The 14,265-nt window shown below is 70.6% G+C and carries 15 protein-coding genes; 11 read left to right on the top strand and 4 right to left on the bottom strand.

Translation table 11 applies throughout. The annotated features are described in order from the left end of the window. Nucleotides 1-216 precede the first annotated feature (216 nt). The 5 genes from nadA to MLE43_RS08195 all read left to right on the top strand — a co-directional run bounded on the left by nadA (nt 217) and on the right by MLE43_RS08195 (nt 5,878). Nucleotides 217-1,185 carry a quinolinate synthase NadA gene (gene nadA, locus MLE43_RS08215; RefSeq protein WP_243303164.1) on the top strand — a complete coding sequence of 323 codons (969 nt, stop codon included), beginning with the start codon at nt 217-219 and terminating at the stop codon, nt 1,183-1,185. A gap of 58 nt (nt 1,186-1,243) precedes the next feature. Beyond that, nucleotides 1,244-2,815, top strand: coding sequence for a sensor histidine kinase (locus MLE43_RS08210; protein ID WP_243303163.1), 1,572 nt, complete (start codon nt 1,244-1,246; stop codon nt 2,813-2,815). An 86-nt stretch (nt 2,816-2,901) separates the two neighbouring features. Continuing rightward, nucleotides 2,902-3,708 (top strand): c-type cytochrome, encoded by an 807-nt coding sequence (locus tag MLE43_RS08205; RefSeq protein WP_243303162.1) that lies wholly within the window; start codon nt 2,902-2,904, stop codon nt 3,706-3,708. 93 nt (nt 3,709-3,801) lie between these two features. Beyond that, nucleotides 3,802-4,530 (top strand): response regulator transcription factor, encoded by a 729-nt coding sequence (locus MLE43_RS14990; protein WP_243303161.1) that lies wholly within the window; start codon nt 3,802-3,804, stop codon nt 4,528-4,530. Nucleotides 4,531-4,549: 19 nt separating this feature from the next. Then, the gene (locus MLE43_RS08195) at nt 4,550-5,878 is read left to right on the top strand and encodes a class II 3-deoxy-7-phosphoheptulonate synthase (protein WP_243303160.1); all 1,329 of its coding nucleotides are present in this window, start codon (nt 4,550-4,552) and stop codon (nt 5,876-5,878) included. 6 nt (nt 5,879-5,884) lie between these two features. Here MLE43_RS08195 and MLE43_RS08190 read toward each other — a convergent pair whose 3' ends face one another. The 3 genes from MLE43_RS08190 to MLE43_RS08180 form a co-directional block, all read right to left on the bottom strand. Beyond that, entirely contained in the window at nt 5,885-6,331 is a 447-nt protein-coding gene (locus MLE43_RS08190) for an SRPBCC family protein (protein WP_243303159.1), read from the bottom strand. A gap of 78 nt (nt 6,332-6,409) precedes the next feature. Further along, nucleotides 6,410-7,180, bottom strand: coding sequence for a hypothetical protein (locus MLE43_RS08185; RefSeq protein WP_243303158.1), 771 nt, complete (start codon nt 7,178-7,180; stop codon nt 6,410-6,412). Next, nucleotides 7,164-7,559, bottom strand: a complete 396-nt coding sequence (locus MLE43_RS08180; protein ID WP_243303157.1) for an acyl-CoA thioesterase — start codon at nt 7,557-7,559, stop codon at nt 7,164-7,166. The genes MLE43_RS08185 and MLE43_RS08180 overlap by 17 nt, the downstream gene beginning before the upstream one ends. Nucleotides 7,560-7,610: 51 nt before the next feature. Between MLE43_RS08180 and MLE43_RS08175 the strand changes: the two genes are divergently transcribed. Together MLE43_RS08175 and MLE43_RS08170 are read left to right on the top strand one after the other, a co-directional pair. Continuing rightward, complete coding sequence (locus MLE43_RS08175) at nt 7,611-7,979, top strand: thiol-disulfide oxidoreductase DCC family protein (protein ID WP_243303156.1); 369 nt, start codon at nt 7,611-7,613, stop codon at nt 7,977-7,979. Nucleotides 7,980-7,988: 9 nt separating this feature from the next. Then, on the top strand, nt 7,989-9,335 hold the full coding sequence (locus tag MLE43_RS08170) for a CPBP family intramembrane glutamic endopeptidase (RefSeq protein WP_243303155.1): 1,347 nt from the start codon (nt 7,989-7,991) through the stop codon (nt 9,333-9,335). A 10-nt stretch (nt 9,336-9,345) separates the two neighbouring features. Here the strand turns inward: MLE43_RS08170 and MLE43_RS08165 are convergent, their stop codons facing one another. After that, nucleotides 9,346-10,560, bottom strand: coding sequence for a serine/threonine-protein kinase (locus MLE43_RS08165; protein ID WP_243303154.1), 1,215 nt, complete (start codon nt 10,558-10,560; stop codon nt 9,346-9,348). A gap of 75 nt (nt 10,561-10,635) precedes the next feature. Between MLE43_RS08165 and efp the strand changes: the two genes are divergently transcribed. The 4 genes from efp (at nt 10,636) to MLE43_RS08145 (ending at nt 14,168) form a co-directional block, all read left to right on the top strand. After that, nucleotides 10,636-11,211, top strand: a complete 576-nt coding sequence (gene efp / locus MLE43_RS08160) for an elongation factor P (RefSeq protein ID WP_243303153.1) — start codon at nt 10,636-10,638, stop codon at nt 11,209-11,211. Then, nucleotides 11,208-12,347 carry a ribosome small subunit-dependent GTPase A gene (rsgA, locus tag MLE43_RS08155; RefSeq protein ID WP_243303151.1) on the top strand — a complete coding sequence of 380 codons (1,140 nt, stop codon included), beginning with the start codon at nt 11,208-11,210 and terminating at the stop codon, nt 12,345-12,347. Before efp ends, rsgA begins: the two co-directional genes overlap by 4 nt. A gap of 21 nt (nt 12,348-12,368) precedes the next feature. Continuing rightward, a complete protein-coding gene (locus MLE43_RS08150) occupies nt 12,369-13,313 on the top strand; it encodes a lysophospholipid acyltransferase family protein (protein ID WP_243303150.1) in 945 nt (314 codons plus the stop codon). Between the two features lie 102 nt (nt 13,314-13,415). Beyond that, nucleotides 13,416-14,168, top strand: a complete 753-nt coding sequence (locus MLE43_RS08145; protein WP_243303149.1) for a hypothetical protein — start codon at nt 13,416-13,418, stop codon at nt 14,166-14,168. Nucleotides 14,169-14,265 lie beyond the last annotated feature (97 nt).

The following is a 14,265-nucleotide window of genomic DNA, read 5'->3' as shown; positions in this document are numbered from 1 at the left end:
ATCCACCCACAGGATACAGGAACCTCGTTTGTGGCAACAGGGTTTTCAGCATCCGAACGCGCTCTTTCCCTCCTCGAAAAGCTTCAACGGCATCAGGAGCGGGTGCCTCGCCCCGCCGCCCTGGCCTGGGAACGGGCGGCTTTTGCCGAGGTGTTCGACCATGATGGGCCGGGCGAGCGCATCCGCCAGTTCCTGGAGAAGACTTAGAATGGGTCCATGGACCTGACCGCCCCCTACGCCCCCGACCTCGAGAGCATCCCCGCGGGGATCGATCTCACCGCCGAGATCCGGCGTCTCAAGGCCGAGCGGCGCGCCGTGCTCCTGGCCCACTACTACCAGGAGCCCGAGATCCAGGACCTGGCCGACTTCGTGGGCGACAGCCTCCAGCTCAGCCAGCAGGCCGCCAAGACCGACGCCGACGTCATCGCCTTCTGCGGCGTCCACTTCATGGCCGAGACCGCCAAGATCCTCAACCCCGGCAAGACGGTGGTCATCCCCGACATGGACGCCGGCTGCAGCCTGGCGGACCGGTGCCCCGCGGACTTCTTCGCCGAGTGGCTGAAGCAGTACCCCGATCACGACGTGGTGAGCTACATCAACTGCTCCGCCGGCGTGAAGGCCCTCAGCACGGTCATCTGCACCAGCAGCAACGCCGTGCGGGTGGTCGAGAGCCTGCCCAGGGACCGCAAGATCGTCTTCGCCCCGGACCGGCACCTGGGCAAGTGGGTCATGAAGCAGACGGGCCGGGACATGGTGCTGTTCCCGGGCTTCTGCATCGTGCATGAGCAGTTCACCGCCAAGCGCCTGGCGGCCCTCAAGGCCCAGCACCCCGAGGCCAAGCTCATCGCCCACCCCGAGTGCGACGCCACCGTGAGCCAGCTGGCCGACTTCGTGGGCTCCACGGCGGCCCTGCTGAACTATGTGGCCAAGGACAGCGCGAAGACCTTCATCGTCGCCACCGAGGCGGGCATCCTCCACCAGATGCGCCATCGGCGGCCCGAGGCGGAGCTGATCCCGGCCCCCGCCGACAGCGGCTGCAACTGCAGCCTCTGCCCCTACATGAAGCTCAACAGCCTCGAGAAGCTCTACCTCTGCCTGCGGGACCTGCAGCCCGAGATCCGCCTGGACGAGGCGGTGCGGGTGAAGGCCCTCAAGCCGCTGGAGCGGATGCTCGCCCTGGGATGATCGCCGGCGGGGCGGCCGGCCGGTAAGCTGGCTGACAGACCCCTTCTGCCGAGTCCCCATGCATCGCCACCGCACCTCCCGCTTCCGCGCCCTCCACCCCGGCCTCGGCCCCTCCCGGTGGCAGCGCCTCCAGCAGCGGAGCGGCATCGTGCTGCTCGTCATGGCGGGCCTGATCACCGCGGCCCTGCTCTACCTCGCTCCGCGCTATTACCTGTCCGACCAGTACAGCAAGGCCCAGCAGGCCTACTCGGACGCCCACTGGGCGGACTTCGAGGCCGTCGAGCGGCACTGGAAGAGCCTGCCCATCCTCCAGACCGTCCGGCGGGGCGACGAACCGGATGTGCGGCAGTTCCTCGCCAGCCAGCCCCTGGTGGTGGCGCTGCTGGACCGGTTCGAGGGCCGGCACCTCTGGGTGCGGGACGGCGACCGCCTCGTCCCGTCCCCGGACCCGGCCCTGACCCAGCAGTACCTGGGCTGGATGGCCCATGCGGAGATGGCTCAGCGGTTCGAATGGAACCCGCCCCGGCAGCAGGACCCCGATTTCGGGAAGGTCGGCACGGTGGTGCTCCTCTCCGACCACTGGCTCGTCATCAAGCGCTGGCATCCCGGTTCCCCGGAGGTGGAGCGGGCCCTGGCCATCGCCTTCGGCGGACGCCGGCCCTTGCGCCTGGGCCTGATCCGGGAAGCCGACCTGGAACGCAGGGACCTGGTCCCCCAGCCCTGGGGCGCCGAACCCAACCTCCAGGCCGATCCCCAGCGCCTGGCCGCCAACGCCCTCTCCGCCGCCATCAAGACCAACGCCTTCGGAGAGGGCTGGTGCATCTGCGGGGTGGCCTTCGACGACGAACAGGCCGCCTACCGCAGCCATGTCAGGCGCCAGCGCTGGGGCGTCACCGGCGTGGCGGGGTTCGTGGGCCTCGCCCTCGCGCTGGGACTCTGGCTCCGGCATCGTGCCCGCCGCAAGGCCATGCTGGACGCGGACCGCATGGCCTCCATGACGCACAGCCTCAAGACCCCGCTGGCCATCCTCAAGTTCCGCTGTGACTCCATCCGGCTCGGCCGCCTCAGCCCGGAGCGGGCCGACGAGGAGCTCCTCAAGATCGGCGAGGAGGTGGATCACCTCACCACCATCATCGAGACGGGCCTCCGGGTCATCCGGGGCGGCGGAGCCTCCGGTCCCCGCGGCCTGGCGACCCCGGCCTGGATCGCGGAAGTGGTGGAGGACCTGCGGCCCGCCTTCGAACTGGAAGGCCGGACCCTGGACCTGCGCCTGGGGGAGGCCTCGGGGCGCGCACCCCTGCCCTCCCTCCGCTCCGCCCTGCTCACCCTCGTGGAGAACGCCCTGACCCACGGCGAAGGCAAAGTCACCGTCGAGACCTGGCGCGTCCGCCGGCGCCTGTGCCTCCAGGTGACCAACGAGGGGCGGGGGCTGGAACCCCACCAGCTCAAGGCCCTGGGCAAGCCCTTCCAGCGCCTCCGCACCCAGGGCAAGGAGGGGTTCCTGCGCGAGGGCCAGGGGCTGGGGCTGAGCCTCCTGGTCCAGGTGGCCCAGCAGGAGGGCTGGGGCCTCACTTTCGCCTCGGGACCGGAGGAAGGATTCGCCGCCACCCTGGAGATTCCAGCGGCCTGACAGCCTGAACTGTGATGCCCGTCATGGGGGTCCCTCCCGGGGGGCCCTAGCATCACCCCTGCGGCGTTCCGTCGCGGGGAGTGGCCATGGTCAGCGGATACAAGGGTCTGGGATGGATCGCGGTGGTGGCGGGTTTGGGCCTGGCGGCGGACCAGCCACCGAAGGTCGTGCCGCTGAAGCCGCCTGCAGAGGCCGAGATTCCCGAGGGCCCCGTGGGGGATGCCATCCGCCTGGGCCGGAAGGTCTTCACCAACACCCCCCTGCATGCGCCCAAGTATTCCGGCAACGCCCTCAGCTGCAGCAGCTGCCACCTGGAGGCCGGGCGGGCGCCGAACGCCTCGCCCATGGTGGGCCTCTGGGCCGCGTTCCCCACCTACCTGCCCCGGGCTGGCCGGGTGGGCACCCTGGAGGACCGTATCAACGGCTGCTTCTTGCGCTCCATGAACGGCAAGCCCCTGCCCCCTGGCAGCGAGGAGATGCGGGGCATGCTGGCCTACATCTGGTGGCTGTCCAGGGGCGTGCCGGTGGGCGCCGAAGTCCAGGGCCGGGGCAACCCGCCCGTCACAGTTCCGGCCGCACCCGACCCGGTCCGGGGCCAGGCTGTCTACGCCCGGGCCTGCGAGGCCTGCCACGGGGCCGACGGCCAGGGCTCCGCCGAGGTGCCGCCGCTCTGGGGTCCCCGCTCCTTCAACCTCGGTGCCGGCATGGCCCGGACCAGCAAGGCCACCGCCTTCGTGAAGGCGAACATGAGCGGCCTCGGCGGGTCGGACCCCCTGTCGGTCCAGGACGCCTGCGACGTGTCCGTCTACTTCACCCGGCAGCCCCGCCCGGACTTCCCGGACAAGGCGAAGGACTGGCCCCGGGGCGGGAAACCGGCCGACAGCCGGTACTGAAACCCCCGCTGCTAGGAAATTGCAGCCGATCTCCCTTGCCCTTCCAAGTCAACCCGTGCATCTTTGGAACATCCGTTCCTTGAGTGAGATGCCGTGATCCACATCCTCGTGGTAGAGGACGAGTCCTCCCTCTGCCAGCTTCTCGTCAACAACCTGGGCTATGAAGGCTATTCCGTCGAGGCGGCAGGGGATGGTGTGCCCGCCCTGGCGGCCCATGCCGCCCGGCGGGCGGATCTCATCGTGCTCGACCTGATGCTGCCCCACCTGGACGGCTTCGAGGTCCTCCGCACCCTGCGGGACCGGAAGGACGAGGTGCCCGTGCTCCTCCTCACCGCCCGGGGCGAGGAGACCGACCGGGTGAAGGGCCTGAGTCTGGGCGCGGACGACTACCTGGTGAAACCGTTCTCCGTGCTCGAGCTCATGGCCCGGGTGAAGGCCATCCTGCGCCGGACCCGGCCCGTGGACCGGCCGACCCTGCTGCGCTCTGGTCCCTTCCAGTTCAACCTCCCCCGCCTGGAGGCCCGGCGGGACGGGAGGCCCCTGGAGCTCACCCCCCGCGAGTTCCGGCTCCTGGAGATCCTCATCTCCCACGCGGGCCGGACCCACAGCCGCAAGGAACTGCTGCAGCTGGCCTGGGAGCCGGACGCCCGGCCCAGCGCCCGCACCGTGGACGTCCACATCGCCAACCTGCGCCGCAAGCTGGGCGAGGAGTCGGGGGCCTCCTGGATCACCACCGTGGGCGGCGAGGGCTACCGCTGGATCACGGCGGTGGAGCCGGACCCCGGCCTGCGGCCTGGCGGGCCGGCCGACCGGATAGACTGACCTCTCGCCCCGAGGTCCGATGTCGCCCTGGAATCCCCACAGCTGGCAGCGCTTTCCTGCGATGCAGCAACCCGACTACGCCGATCCTTCGGAACTGGAGGCGGTGCTGGCCCGCCTGCGGCGCATGCCTCCGCTGGTCGTGCCCGAGGAAGTGGACCGCCTCCGGGGCCTCCTGGCCGAGGCTGCCGCCGGACGGCGCTTCCTCCTCCAGGGCGGCGACTGCGCGGAGCAGTTCAAGGACTGCACGCCGGAATCCATCGCGGGCAAGCTCCGCGTGCTGCTCCAGATGTCCGTGGCCCTCACCCACGGCGGCCGGAAGCCCGTCGTGCGCGTGGGCCGCATCGCCGGGCAGTTCGCCAAGCCCCGCAGCAAGCCCACGGAACGGGTGCGCGGCCAGGAGCTGCCCAGCTACCGGGGCGACCTCATCAACAGCCTGACCGCCGATGCCGCCGGCCGGCGGCCCGACCCCGCCCGCATGCTGGAGGCCTACTTCCACGCTGCGGCCACCCTGAACCACCTGCGGGCCCTGACGGCCGGTGGCTTTGCCGATCTGCATCACCCCGAGCGCTGGGAGTTGCCGGGTGCGACCGGCGAGGTACCCGAGTACCGGCGCACCCTGGACCAGGTGCGGGAGTCCCTGGATTTCCTCGAGGCCCTGGGCGGCGTGCAGCGGGACGTGCTGGAGCGCATCGACTTCTACACCAGCCACGAGGCCCTGCTGCTCCCTTATGAAGAGGCCCTCACCCGCTGGGTGGGCGATGCCTCCGCCTACTACAACCTGGGCGCCCACACCCTCTGGGTCGGCGAGCGCACCCGCCAGCTGGACGGCGCCCACCTCGAGTACCTCCGCGGCCTCCGCAATCCCCTGGGCGTGAAGGTGGGCCCCAGCGCCACGCCCGAGCACCTGACGGCCCTGCTGGACCGCCTCGATCCCACCCGCGAGCCGGGCCGCATCACGCTCATCTCGCGCTTCGGCGCCGCGAAGATCGGGAGCGCCCTCCCCCCGCTCCTGAAGGCGGTCCAGGCCACGGGGCGCCCGGTGCTGTGGAGCTGCGACCCCATGCACGGGAACGGTGTGGAAAGCGCCCAGGGCCTCAAGACCCGCGACTTCGGGGCGATCCTCTCGGAGCTGCGCCAGGCCTTCGAGCTCCACCGGCTTCATGGTTCGCACCTGGGGGGCGTCCACATCGAGCTCACGGGCGAGGCTGTCACCGAATGCACGGGGGGCAGCGAGGGCCTGTCCGAGGCCGACCTCGCCAAATCCTATGAGACCGGCTGCGACCCCCGCCTGAACGGCACCCAGAGCCTGGAGATGGCCTTCCTCATCGCCGAGATGATGCGGGGCTGAGTTCCGCTAGTCGGGAATCTCCGCCTCGACGAGCTGCCCCAGCAGCGTGAGCGATTCCTGCCAGCCGAGGTAGCAGGCTTCGGTCGGGATGACCTCCGGGATCCCCTCCTGGACGATGTCCACTTCGGTGCCGCAGGACACCGGCTGGAGGGAGATGGTCGTCTGCATCTCCCCGGGCAGGTTCGCATCGTCAAAGCGGTCCGTGTGCCGGATGCGGGAACCCGGCACCAGCTCGAGGTACTCGCCGCCGAAGGATTGGCTGTGGCCCGTGCTGAAGTTCGTGAACGACATCCGGTAGGTGCCGCCCACCCGGGCCTCCAGGTGGTGGACCCGGCCCGTGAAGCCGTGCGGTGGCAGCCACTTGGCCAGGGCGTCGGGATCGAGGAAGGCCCGATAGACCCGATCGGGCGTTGCGCGCAGCACGCGGTGGAGGCGGATGGTGTTCGTCGGCATGGTCAGGCCCCTTTCGGAGTGAGGGGATTCCGCGAGCCTGCACGATAGCACCGACGGAGCTGTCGTGACATCCATCGGTCAGTGTACCGTGGGGTGGATCCCCTCCGGACCGGCCCGCAGCACCAGGGTCTCGAAGGCCGCTCCCACGAGGACTTCCGCGCCCGGGAGCAGCTCCTGGAGGGGTTTGAGTTTCGGCGTCGGGAGCAGCAGGACCTCCCCCGGGCGGAGGTGCGGCAGTTCCAGCCCCTCCAGGACCCCGAGCGGCGTGCTGCGGCGGGCGGTTCCGGCCCGCAGCTCCAGGCTGCCTCCCGGCCAGGCATCCACCATCCAGGTGCCCAGCAGGGCGCTGCCCCCTTCCTCCAGGGCCAGGCAGTATCCCGCGACGCCGCCACCGGCCAGGCCCAGGGCCGCCAGACCGGGGCGAGGCGGTTCCATCAACTCGGCCCCCGGGCCCCTCACCCTGAAGCGGTCGAGGGCGCTCCCATCCGCCCGGTGCAGGCCCGATGGCCGCGTCAGGCAGGGCAGCAGGGCGACGGTCTCCGGGCGGGGCGCCAGGGCTTCCGGCAGGGTGCCGCGGCGGTCCCACTTCTCGGCGTAGGCGAGGGTCTGCTTCGCCCGCCCCAGGGCCCGGGCGCCGCCTTCCAGCAGCAGGCGGAGGCTGGCGGGGACGAGCGCCTCGGCCAAGCGCTCCGGATCGCCCTCCCCCAGCTTGCGCAGCCGGATGGCCTCGATGCGGTTCAGATCCGCCAGCCGGCCCGAGGCCAGGCGGCCCACCAGGGTCCGGCGTTCCAGGGGCCCCTCGGTCCAGGCGGCGGTGCCGAGCAGCACAGGCTCAGTCCTGCGCTTCAAGCCACTCGCGGGTGGCGGGAGCCAGCGGCTTGGGGCGGTTGGTGGCAAAATCGAGCATCACCTGGACGCTCTTCCCTTCGGCGAAGAGCTCGCCGCCGAGGCCCTTGGTGAGGCGGTAGGTCAGCTCGAAGGAGCTGGTGCCCACCTTCGTGCAATGCAACTCCACGCGCACATCGTCGCCCAGGAGGATCGGCATCCGGTAGTCCACCTCGATGCGGGCGATGAGGAAGCCCTCCTCCTGGAATTTCCGGCCGCCCAGGAAGCTGCGCCACCACTGGAATCGCCCCTGCTCCATGAAACTCACCACCACCGCGTTGTTCACGTGGCCCATGGCGTCCAGATCGCTGAACCGCACCTCGATGGGATGGGAAAAGGGCATGGGGCCTCCGGACCCTCAACCTTACCGCCATCCCATGGGATCATGCCTCCGATGCCCGCGCCCCTCCTCCTCGCCTACGATTCGGCCTGTTCCCTCTGCTGCCGCAGCACCCTCTGGCTGGCGCGGCAGGATCGGCAGGGGCTGCTGCACCTGGTCCCCCTCCGCGATCCCGACCTGCTGGCCCTGGCCCCGGAATTGGCCGGGAAGCCCCTGGAAAAGGAGATCCACGGCATCGACCTGGCCACCCGGGAGATCTGGGCCGGAGCCGACCTCCTGCGGCCCATCGCCCGGCGCCTGCCGGCCTGGCGGTGGGCGGTTCCGGTGCTGGCCCTCCCCGGGCTGCCCGGCCTGCTGAACCGCATCTACCTGTGGGTGGCGGTCCGCCGCTTCCGGCGCACCGGACGCCCCCCCTTCGCGTAGCCTGGGTCCATGGATTCCACGCCTCCGAGCCCCTGGCACCCCGACCGCCGCTGGGCGGACCCGCTCATCACCCTCCTGGCGCTGATCGCCCTGCTGGCCGTCAGCGCCACCCTCCGGGTCCGCCAGGAAGGCAGTCTGAGGCCTTCCGGACAGACCAGCCTCCAGGGTCAGATGCTGGAGGTGTACCTCGCAGGCCCCCGCCTCCTCGGCGGCCCCAGGGTGGCTGCAAAGGAATGGGCCCGGGTCCGGACCCAGCTGACGGCTCCCTGGGACCGGGCCATGCTGGCCGTGCTCATGGCGGAACTGGGCGATCCGGCCGAGGCCCGCGGGTTCGTGGCCGAGGGCACTCCGGCGGGAGCCGGCGGCGAGCTTTTCCGGCGGGCCTTTGCCGCGGCCTACGGGAGCGACCCCGTCCCGGACCGGGCCGCCCGTGAGGAGGTGCGGCGACGGCTCGGCCACGGCTACACGGCCGCGCTGCTCGAAGCCCGACTCCGGGACCGCGAGGCGGGCGCGACCGCCGGCGACGCCCTGCGCGCCCAGGCCCGCACCCTCCTGATGACCCGCCTGGCAACCCTGGGCGGCCTGGGCCTGCTCGTGATGGCCTTCGCCGCGGCGGGGCTCGCCTTCGGGATCTACCTCTGGGTCACCCGGCGGCAGCCGCCGGTCCGGCCCCTGCCGGCCTGGGGCCTGTCGGGCCGGGCGGCGGTCCTGGTTTCCCTCGGCTGGTTCATGGCCTTTTTCGCCGCGGGCCACCTCGCGGGGCTGGTGCTGGGCCCCTGGCCGTCGCTGCGCTGGGCGATCGTGCCCCTGGGCACCCTCTTCCACGCGGGCATCGGCGTGCGGCTGCTCTGCTGGGCCGAGGGGCTCACCTTTCCCCAGCTGTGGCAGCGGGTGGCGCCGGGGCCCGTCCGGCGGAATCTGGCCTGGGGTGCGGGTTTCCTCTCCCTGGCGGTCTTCCTGGTGATCGCGGTGGCCATGGCCACGAGCCTGGTGATGAAGCCCGACCAGAGCCCCCAGCGCGACCTGCAGGACCTGCTGCGGGGGTTGTCGGGCTGGGGTCCCAGCCTGGCCATGTTCACCGTGGTGGCTGGCCTGGCCCCCTGCTTCGAGGAGCTGCTGTTCCGGGGCTTCCTGTTCCCCGTGCTGGCCCGCCAGGGCCGCGTCCCGGTCGCCCTGGTCGCTTCCGCCCTGCTCTTCGGAGCCATCCACCTGCAGCCCGATGGCCTGCCCGTGCTCAGCACCCTGGGCCTGGTGCTCGCCCTCGCGGTGCGGCAGACGGGGAGTCTCTGGCCCGCCATCCTGGTGCATGCCACCTGGAACGGCTCCCTGTTCCTGCTGATGCGGGCCTTCGCCTGACCGGTCCGGCCTAGAACTGGAAGTGCGAGAGGGTGGGCGCCAGCCACCAGAACAGCTGGAGCACCAGGAAGGCGAGGACAATCCACTTCAGGACCTGGGGCCAGTCCGTACCGCCACGGCGGGGCTCATGCCGCACGCGCTTCCGGGTGGTGAGGTAGGTCTCCACGGGATCCTCGGCCAAGGTGATCTTCACGGGCGCAGTGCCGCGGGCGCGGACCTCGTGGGATCCGGACTCCATCGCCGGCGCCGGTTCGACCTGGCGGAAGCGGGCTGTGGAGACGCTGCCGGTGCCATCCTCGTCCTGGCCCAGGAAGGTGAAGAGCCGGGCGCGCATGCTGACGGGGCCGGGCAGTGCGTCGACCAGTTCCTCCATGAACTCCGGGAGCGTGGTGTAGCGGTCGTCGGGATCCGCTGCCAGGGCCCGCCTGAACACGGTGCCCATGGCGGGCGGCAGGTCCGCCGGAATGGCCACGGGCTCCTGGAGGATGTGGAGGATGATCTCCGTGAGGCCGCCCCCGGGGTGGGGGAGCTTCCCGGTGAGCAGTTCGAAGGCGGTGGCCGCGAAGCTGTAGCGGTCCGAGGCCGGCGTCCCCTCGCCGCCGCGGAGCACCTCGGGCGGGGCATAGGCCGGTGAGCCCAGGAAGTCCCCGGAGGAGGTCAGGCGGAGCGCCAGCGTCTGCGCCAGGGCGACCCCGTCCTCGGCCATCAAGGGCGCATCGAGGGCCTGCTCGGAGCCCGCACCCAGGTGGCCCAGGGTCCGGGCGATGCCGAAGTCCATGAGCTTGGCCCGGCCCTCCTCGCTGAGCAGGATGTTGTCCGGCTTCACGTCGCGGTGCACGATGGCCCGGCGATGGGCGGCCCGCAGGGCCCGCATGGCCTGGATCAGCACCCGGGCGCTGGTCTCCGTATCCAGGTCGCGATCCTTGATGTGCCGGCCGAGGCTCTTGCCTTCCACGTATTCCATGGTCAGGAAGGGGCCCAGATCCTCCTCCACGCCCACGTCGAAGACCGTCACCAGGTTCGGGTGGTTGAGCTGGGCGCTGATCTCGGCCTCGCGGCGGAACCGCAGCGTGGCCTGGTGCCGCGCCGCCCCGGTGACCCGCACGACCTTGATGGCCACCCGGCGCTTGAGCAGCGGATCTTCCGCCAGATAGACCGTGCCCATGCCGCCCTGGCCGAGGGGGCGCAAGATCTGGTACCTGCCGATGGTTCTGGGTTCAGCCATGGAACTGAAATTCTAACCACGAGACCCCCCTCCAAAGCCGGGCTAGAATGGAGGATTCGACATTCTGGAGTCCCCATGGCCGCCCTTCTCGAAGCCATCGAAATCAAGCGCAAGATGTTCTTCGAGCACGAAGACACGCCTTTTCACTGCCTGGATGTGGAGATCTCCACGCCTACGGCCCGGGGCGGCCAGACCCTGGTCCGCATCAAGATGCGGAACCTCCTCACCCGCGCCGTCTTCGACAAGACCTTCAAGGCCGGGGACAAGTTCAAGGAACCGGATCTCGCCCTGGCCCCCGCCAGCTACCTCTACAGCGACGGTGACGGCTCCCACTTCATGGACCAGGAGACCTACGAGACCCACACCCTGGGCGAGAGCCTCATGGGCGATGCCCTCGACTACCTGACCGAGGGCCTCATCGTGCAGATCCAGAAGTACAACGGCAACCCCATCGGTCTGCAGCTGCCCAGCCAGGTGGAGCTTGCGGTCACCTACACGGAGCCCGGCGCCCGGGGCGACACGGCCAGCGGCAACGTCACCAAGCCCGCCAAGCTGGAGACCGGCATCGAGATCAAGGTGCCCCTCTTCATCAAGGAGGGCGAGAAGGTGAAGGTGAGCACCGAGACTGGCGAGTTTGCAGGCAGGGCATGAGCCGCAAGTTCCGCCTCGGCCAGAGCCGGGAGGCCCAGGATCTGGACCACCGGGAGGCCTATTCCCGGGAGCGGGCGGCGGACAGCAAGCGGCGCCAGCGACACGCCGAGCGCCTGGAGACCGGCATCGAATCCCACGATGCCGACTCGCTCCTGCGGCTGCCGGACCCCGCGCCCTGGATGCACCTGCCCGAAGCCACCCTCATCCAGCGGCACAGCCAGTGGGTGGACCTGGAGCTGGCGGATCGGACCGTGATGCGGGCCACCCTGGGCGGCAAGCTCAAGGGCGTGCGCCTGGTCTGCGGCGACCGGGTGCGCTACTCGGCTGTTCCCGTCGAGCCGGATGATCCCAGGTTCCCCGCCCACCTGCCCGTGCGGGGCGATGGCGGCTCCCCCGAGGCCCAGGTGGTCGCCGTGATGCCGCGGAAGAGCCTGCTCAAGCGCGGCGGCATCGACGACCGCGAGCCCTGGCAGTTCATCTGCGCCAACGCCGACGAGCTCTGGATCTGCGCAGCGGTGGTGGATCCCCCCCTGCGCCCCGGCCTGCTGGAGCGCGCCCAGGTGCTCGCCCTCGATGCCGGCCTCACCTTCCGCGTCCTCATCACCAAGCGGGACCGCGCCTCGAAGAAGGACACCCTGCCTGAGCTGGACCCCCTGCGCGAGCAGGGCGTCCCCATCCACGAGACCTCGGCCCTGAAGGGCGAGGGGCTGGAACCTCTGCGCGACCTCCTGCAGGGCAAGGTCGTGGTGCTGCTGGGTCACAGCGGTGTGGGCAAGAGCACCCTGGTGAACGCCCTCCAGCCCGAGATGGCGCTGAAGACCGGGGGGCTCACCCGGTTCGGCACCGGCAAGCAGACCACCACCGCCGCCCGCTGGCTGGCCCTCGGCTCCGGCGGGACGCTGGTGGATACCCCGGGCATCCGCACCCTCAGCGTCCGCGGCTTCGACCGCGCCCTGCTGGCCACGGTCTTCCCGGAGTTCGCGGCCGAGGTCCTGGAGGATCCCACCGCCTTCGACGCCGAGGACGAGGCGACCCTGGACCGCCTCGACCTGGCCTACCCCGAGCGCCTCCAGAGCCTGCAGCGCCTCTGGCTGGAGATGGAAGACCGCAACCCGAACCAGAACGTGTGGCGCTAGGCGGCGACGATGCAGGATCGCATGCAGTCCGACTCCCGCCTCCTGGGCCTCGTCTATGGGGCGGTCTTCGGCTCGTTGTTCCCCCTGTTCCACTTCGCGGCCCGCACCTTTGCCCGGCGTGAGCGCGGCCACGAGATCGCGGACCAGATCGCCAACGCCTTCCTGGCGCTCCGGCCCAAGTACCTGGAGGCCATCCTCGGCAACACCGCGCAGGTCCTGGGGCTGCGGCCCTCCCATCCCGAGGTGGAGCGCACCGCCCGCGACATGGTGCGGCAGCATGCCCGGGCCTGGGTGGACTTCTTCTGGTACGGGCAGCGGCCGGCAGAAGAGGCCCTGGCGCAGTTCGCCAGCCTGGAGGGGATCGAGCACCTGGATGGGGCCCTGGCCGGGGGCCGGGGCGTCATCCTCCTCACGGCCCATGCCGGCAACTACGAGCTGGGCGGGCTTCTGCTGAAGGCCCGGGACCTGAAGGTCCATGCGGTCTACAAGCCGGACCGCTTCGAGGCCGTGGAGCGCCTGCGGGAGCGCATGCGCGCCCAGGGCGGCGTGGTGGGCCTGCCCGTGGATGGCGTGGGCTTCTCCACCCTCCCCCTGGTGAAGCTGCTCCGCGAGGGTCGGCTGGTGGGCATGCAGGGGGACCGGGACTTCAGCCGGAACGGCGTGTCCATGCCCTTCTTCGGCCGGAAGGTGCCCTTCCCCCGGGGGCCCTGGGAACTGGCCGCCATGACCGGGGCCCCCATCGTCACCAGCTTCTTCTACATGGACGAGGACCGCCGCTTCCATGCCCACTTCGGGGCCCCCCTCCAGGTCCACGGGGAACGCGGGGAACGGATGGCGGCCATCGAGGCCGGGATGCGGTCCTACGTGGCCGACCTGGAGGCCCTGATCCGCCGCCACCCCAGCCAGTGGTACTGCTTCTACCCCTTCTGGGACGACCCGGCGAGACCCGGGGCCGGCCAGATCTAGGGAAAACCACCTCCTTGGGGCCTTTGTCGACGGTCATAGCCCTTTGGCTTTAAGCTTCAGACTTCCGTGGCCTGTTCACGGTCCCTACAAGGAGTCCCATCCATGCGCAGCGCCCTCCCCGTCCTGCTCATTGCCGCGGCCATCATCGGCTGCAATTCCAACAAGTCCCAGGCTCCCGTGGTCGCCGCCCCCGTCCAGGGCCAGGCCGCGGCACCGGCCGCCGCACCTTCCGCGGGTCTGTCCGTCACCGGGAAGCTCCTGGAGCGCATTGCCGCCTCCCCCTATTCCTACCTGCGGATCCAGACCGCCCAGGGCGAAGTCTGGGCCGCCGTGCCGGAGACCAAGGTCGAGAAGGGCGCCGAGGTCACGGTGACCGGCGCCATGATCATGCGGGACTTCGAATCCAAGACCCTGAAGCGGACCTTCGCCCAGATCTATTTCGGCACCCTGGCGGGCAGCGGCCCGGCCGCGGCTCCCACGGGCGATCCCCATGCCTCCGCCGGCCAGCCGGCGGCGGCCGTGGAAGTGGGCAAGGTCGAGAAGGCCACCGGGGCCGATGCCCGCACCGTCGCGGAAGTCTGGGCCCAGAAGGGCACCCTCAAGGGCAAGACCGTCACCGTGCGGGGCAAGGTGGTGAAGTACAACGCCGGCATCATGGGCAAGAACTGGCTGCACCTGCAGGACGGCAGCGGCGATGCGAAGGCCGGCAGCAACGACATCACCGTCACCAGCAATGACGCGGCCGCCAAGGGCGACACTGTCACCGTCACGGGCGTGGTGCGCACGGACAAGGACTTCGGTTCCGGCTATTCCTACGCGGTTCTCGTCGAGGACGCCAAGGTGGTGAAGAAGTAGGACCCGGTCCTAGCCTCCGGAAAGCGGGGGGCCCCCCCCGCCCCCCCGTGGTTGGTGGGGGGGGGTTTGAGTAAGCACCGCGGACGTGGGGGGGGGG

The organism is Geothrix oryzisoli (assembly GCF_022808865.1).
Classification (GTDB): domain Bacteria; phylum Acidobacteriota; class Holophagae; order Holophagales; family Holophagaceae; genus Geothrix; species Geothrix oryzisoli.
The sequence above is the reverse complement of the archived record's forward strand: the minus strand, read 5'-3'. Positions and strand labels throughout refer to the sequence as shown.